The organism is Mesorhizobium sp. M2A.F.Ca.ET.039.01.1.1 (assembly GCF_003998035.1).
Lineage (GTDB): Bacteria > Pseudomonadota > Alphaproteobacteria > Rhizobiales > Rhizobiaceae > Mesorhizobium.
Genome location: NZ_RZRY01000473.1, coordinates 1 through 4,986, shown reverse-complemented (window position 1 = coordinate 4,986; position 4,986 = coordinate 1). Strand labels below are relative to the sequence as shown.

Sequence of the window (4,986 nt, the reverse complement as noted above, 5' to 3'; positions counted from 1 at the left end):
CGGGGTAAGGATACCTGTCGCTGCATAGTTTAGCAGCCCTTCCTGCGCTTCTTGCGGAAGATGCTGGGCCAGGGCGAGAAAACCGTCTTCGTCGGCGCGACGGACATCGCCGAGCCAGTCCAAGGGCACGCCGACCGACATGAGCTCGTCGTCGCTTAACAGGTTGAAGATAGGGGGCGCCAGTTTTTCCAGGGAGGTCGACGTTGGCTCGAGCGGGAAGGTGCCTTGGATGGACGTGCGGACAATGATCTCTTCGACAAGTTCGCGCACTTCTCGGATCTGGATCGCGCCGGTGGTCGGATGCTCGTCGATGACGCGCCGTTCCGCCCATGTGTAGGCATCGTCATGATGGTCGACATGCGCCAGCATGATGCTATCGCCGGTCTTATGCACGATGATGCGCAGATCACGGTTGACGCGGACGGACCAGAAATTGGGGTCGCGCGACTTGTCGATGCGATGGAATTGAAGGCCCGGCCGGTTCGGGTCCGACATCAACTGGAACGCTGTAAGCTCAGTCTGCTTGCGCTCCTCATTGGTGAGCTTGCCGAGCGCCGACTGGAAGTTAGCTGACAGGATGGTCGGCATTGCGGCTCCCCCTTCGATAATCTTCCGACAAGTCGCATCGTCAGGCGGCTTCGTAGTCTTTCAGTGTCTTCCCGGTCCGTTCGTCCTTCCAGAGCGACGGGCCGCTGGCATTGCCATCGCGAATCACCCCGGCAGCGCAGCTGGAGCTTCGAAAGACATGATTCCTCGAAAACCTGAACAAGGCAGGATTGCTGTCAGGCACCAGGATTCCGTTTCTCACCAAGCTGTCTCTTTCGGCCAAGTCCCGTTTCACGGCCGGCGAGCCATGGCGCATCGCGGTCGAGCCTGCGGACACGACGAATCCACCGTCTCGATGCGGCCGACCATACGCCTGGGCCAGCTCAGGCCTAAAGACGAAGATCGTCGTCGAGGGCCTTTCGGGAGGACGAGAGGCGTGTGGTGGCGGTGACGTCTTCGGTTCCGGTTTTGGATGACTAATGACCGTAGTCTTGGGCTCTTCCCGTCTCATCGACTGGGACGCCGTGTCCATAGGCTGACACGATGGGGTCTGCGCGGCCTCTGGACCTTCCTGCCAGTCTGACGGAGCGTTTGCGCCGAGCTGGCGAGAGATCGTGTCTGCGATCGCCGGCTGCAGATTGACCCAGATGACGGCTCCGTTCGGATGTCGGTAAGGGACGGGTTGCAGAAGTTGGCGAACATTGGTGAAGACCCAAGGCACCGACCAGCCGTCCAGCCGCGCCCTTAGCTGGCGCGATGGCGGTATGTGGTGGCTGTTTTCGTGACGGGCGTATTCCGATTCATCGAGCGTCGGCAGGCAGTCGACAATATCCACGACTCCGACAATCAGCCCGGAACCTTTGCGGATTAGCGCGATTGGGCCACGGATGCTGGTCTGGGTCTTTCGCATCTCCCAAATTTTCTGCCCGTTTAGGACGAGGGAGATGCATGGCTCGTTGATTATGAGGCCTTTGATGTGGGACATGTCAGACCCCAAGAACCTTCAGAACTTCATCGCCAAAGTGGTTGATTACCTTTACCGCGATGCGGCCCGTCTTCGGCTTCGGAAAAGGGCGGGAGGTGTCGGAGTAGAGCGTCGTCCAAGCGTCCTCGTCAATCTCGGCGCGTAGCGCCGTCTTCAGCGACTTGTAGGGATCATTGGCGCCGAGGAAATAGGCGTGGCGGACGAAGAAGCTCTCTTCGTTGTAGTCGGTGTCGATAAACCAGCAGGCGATGCCGTCGACGTCGTCGTTGCGGATCTCGCCGGTCGAGGGGTCGAAGACATCGATGCCGTTGACCTTGACGACGATCTCGCCGCGATAGGTCTCTGAAATGTCAATGTCTGGCTCGCCGAAAACGACGAAGAGATTGCCCTTCCCGGTGTTTTTCAGATCGTCGGCCATGTGCAGGTCGGGGTTCATGCGCGCCTTGAGAATGGCGAGCGGACCAAGGCGGTTGAGGTCGGCGGCGCCGGCCTCGAAATTGAAGGCGCAGGCGATCAGCGTGTCGAAACGCGCGTCGGACGCTTCGCGCGCTGCGGCCGTGATCTGGCTGCGCGTCAGCGTGCCGAATTCGGGGCCGATGACGATGCCGGCGCGCCGCTGTCGGTCGTCGCCGTCGGTGTAAAGCCCAATGGCGGCCAGGTATTCGCCGGGCCATGGTTCGACGGAGGCAAAGCGGATCGTGTCGGACTTCGCCTGCTGGTGAACGCCGGCCGACCTCAGATGATCGAGCACCATCGCGCCGAAATCGACATCCGGCATGCTGGCGGGATTGTGCTGCAGGCGGCCCTCAACAGCACCGAGATCGTCGGAGAGACTGTCGTCGCGGCTGGTGGCGACCCGGTGGGGTGACAGGCTTTCAACTGTGAACGGTCCAGCGACGCGTACCCGCGATTTGTCTTCAAAGGGACGATCGAAGAGCAGCTCGACATCGGCGGCCTGGGCGATCGCCTCGTCGATTTCCTTCTGGCGGGAAATGCGGGCGGTCCACCACTGCTCGAGGAGTCTCGTGCCCTCTGACCACTCGTCGCCCCATTCCTCAGCGGGACGCTCAGGCAGGGTGTCCAGCGTGTAATCCCAGTCCCATTCGGCGTTGAGTTTATCGACAGCAGCCTGCCGGGACTTCAGAGGGGTATTCGGGTCGATGGCGATAGAATGCTGCTTCACCAATTTGGGGTCCCACTCGTCTTCGGGATACCTTGGGATTTCCCACTCTTCCCATTTGGTCTGCAGCGCCTTGTTGAGCCTCTTTCGCAGCGGCTCCAGCACGGCCTGCCACTTCTCCCAGATGTCGTCGATGCGGGAATTGTTGGCGTGATGTGCGGCGCGCGCTCGTAGACGAAGCCCTGGCGGATGTCGCCGGAGACCGGGGTGCTGGAGGCGATTTTGCCCGTCAGCTTGGCCTCCTGCGCCTGTCCTTCCTTGCTGTCGGCCAACAGGTAGTAGGGATAACGGGCCGACATAAGCCGGGTGCGGGCGAGGGCTAGCGCGACGCGGGACGTATCGATGGTGATCCAGCGTCGTCCCCATTGCTCAGCGACAGTCGCCGTGGTGCCCGAACCGCAGGTGGGATCAAGGACGAGGTCGCCGGGATCTGTGGCCATGAGGAGGCAGCGCTCCACTACTGCGGGAGTCGTTTGAACAACGTAGACTTTTTCAGTCCCAAACCCACTCTGCCTTGCATCGTCCCACAGGTTGTTTTGACCTTGATTGGGAAAGTCGTCAAAAAACCGGATGTATCGCAGTGTCTTTCCAATCCCCATCAGCCGATTTGCTTTGTGTAGGCGGCCGAAACCCTGCCGATTAGTTTTCCAACCGCCCTTCCCAGGAACGTAAATTGACCCTGCCAACTCATACGCAAACGTTGTAGTCGGAGCACCTGTCTGTGACGTGAGCGGATTCGGACTGAAGACGCGGACTGCCGCTGACAAGTCGTCAACGCGATCCATCTCGCTTTTGGTCAGAGGCCGATCCTCGACATGCCCCAACCGAGCCATGCGATAATTTCCATCATCTGATGGCTTACGACGAAAATACGACCGGCGATATTTAACAAGCGCCTTGTTCTTAGCGTACCAGAGTACATAGTCCGCAACCGAAGGCAAAACGTCGGTAGAAATTGCCGGACTGCCCGCACCCGTCGTCTTCATCACGAAGATGGACGCACAGAAATTTTCCCCAAACACCTCATCCATCAGCGCCCTGACGCGGTGCACGTTCTCATCCCCGATCTGCACGAATATACTGCCGCTCTCTGTCAGCAGCTCGCGTGCGACCGAAAGGCGGTCGCGCAGGTAGGTCAGGTACGAATGGATGCCGTCCTTCCAGGTGTCACGGAACGCTTTCACCTGTTCGGGCTCGCGCGTGATGTTGTCGGCCTTGCCGTCCTTGACGTCGCGCGACTGTGTCGAGACCTGCCAGTTCGAATTGAATTTTATGCCGTAAGGCGGATCGAAGTAGATCGCTTGCACCTTGCCCTTCATGCCTTCGCGCGTCGCGAGGCTAGCCATCACCTGCAGGGAATCGCCGAGGATGAAACGGTTCTGCCAGTGCACCGAATGCTGGTAGAACTCTGCGCGCGCTTCCGGGTCGGCCAGACCGTTGAAGTCGGCGAACAGATCGGGCGCATCGGTCTTCGCCTCACGCGACGCGTCGGAGCGGCGCTTGAGGTCGTTGATGATCGCCTTTGGATGCACCTTCTCTTGGATGTAGAGCGGCGGCGTGTTGACAACGAGGTCGGACCAGTCCTGCGTGTCCTTGCCGCGCCAGACCAGCTGTGCGTCGCCGATCTCGATCGTACCGGTCTCGGCCAGCTGCGCGACCTGAGCACGCGTCAGCGAGATTTTCATTCCGTTCCAGACGATTTGGGGATCGGCATCCGTATCCCGCCCGCGCGTGGTGCCCGACGCCAGCGGCCGTGCGCGCGGCAGAACTAGGCTCGGCTCACTCTCACCCTGCATCTCCTCCTGTTGTTCGTAAAGCGACGCCATCTCGGCGGTCGGATTGTTGATGCGCCGGTCATTGTGGCGCAGCGCGTCGACGTTTTTTTCTTTGGGCGCCTTGGCCAAAACACAATCCTCCCCGGCAATGCACCGGTAATTAATTTCTAACAGGAGCGGTCCTGCACTATTATCGGTGGCAAGATCGCCTTCAACGCTCTCGATAGCTAATCGGCAGCGATAGTCATCTCGGCTTCCGCGCCATCCTCATCCTGCTCGTCATCGACACCTTCTTCCTTCACGTCGCCGGTATAGGCAGCCTTGCCCATCGCCTTTTCGATCAACGCAAGCAATCGACTCTGACGGTCGGCCATGAAAGCGGCGAAGCTGTCTGCCCGGATGAGCGCTGGATCGATGAGATGACTTGCAAGAATCTGATCGAGGCGATCGGCATTGATTGCCGGCGTGTCGGGCGTACCGGTCTGCAGGCGCTGCAGATA

3 protein-coding genes and 2 pseudogenes are annotated in these 4,986 nt (G+C 59.9%); all 5 read right to left on the bottom strand.

All coding sequences use genetic code 11. The features are described from left to right. Positions 1 to 588, bottom strand: a pseudogene (locus tag EOA24_RS27165) (DNA helicase); the annotation flags it as partial. 40 nt (positions 589 to 628) lie between these two features. After that, on the bottom strand, positions 629 to 1,531 hold the full coding sequence (locus tag EOA24_RS42475) for a DUF4357 domain-containing protein (RefSeq protein ID WP_210213603.1): 903 nt from the start codon (positions 1,529 to 1,531) through the stop codon (positions 629 to 631). Between the two features lies 1 nt (position 1,532). Further along, the gene (locus EOA24_RS43325; RefSeq protein WP_245501862.1) at positions 1,533 to 2,714 is read right to left on the bottom strand and encodes a hypothetical protein; all 1,182 of its coding nucleotides are present in this window, start codon (positions 2,712 to 2,714) and stop codon (positions 1,533 to 1,535) included. Then, on the bottom strand, positions 2,711 to 4,615 hold the full coding sequence (locus EOA24_RS42465; protein ID WP_245501861.1) for a site-specific DNA-methyltransferase: 1,905 nt from the start codon (positions 4,613 to 4,615) through the stop codon (positions 2,711 to 2,713). The genes EOA24_RS43325 and EOA24_RS42465 overlap by 4 nt, the downstream gene beginning before the upstream one ends. 98 nt (positions 4,616 to 4,713) lie before the next feature. Beyond that, a pseudogene (locus tag EOA24_RS41850) lies at positions 4,714 to 4,986 on the bottom strand (hypothetical protein); the annotation flags it as partial.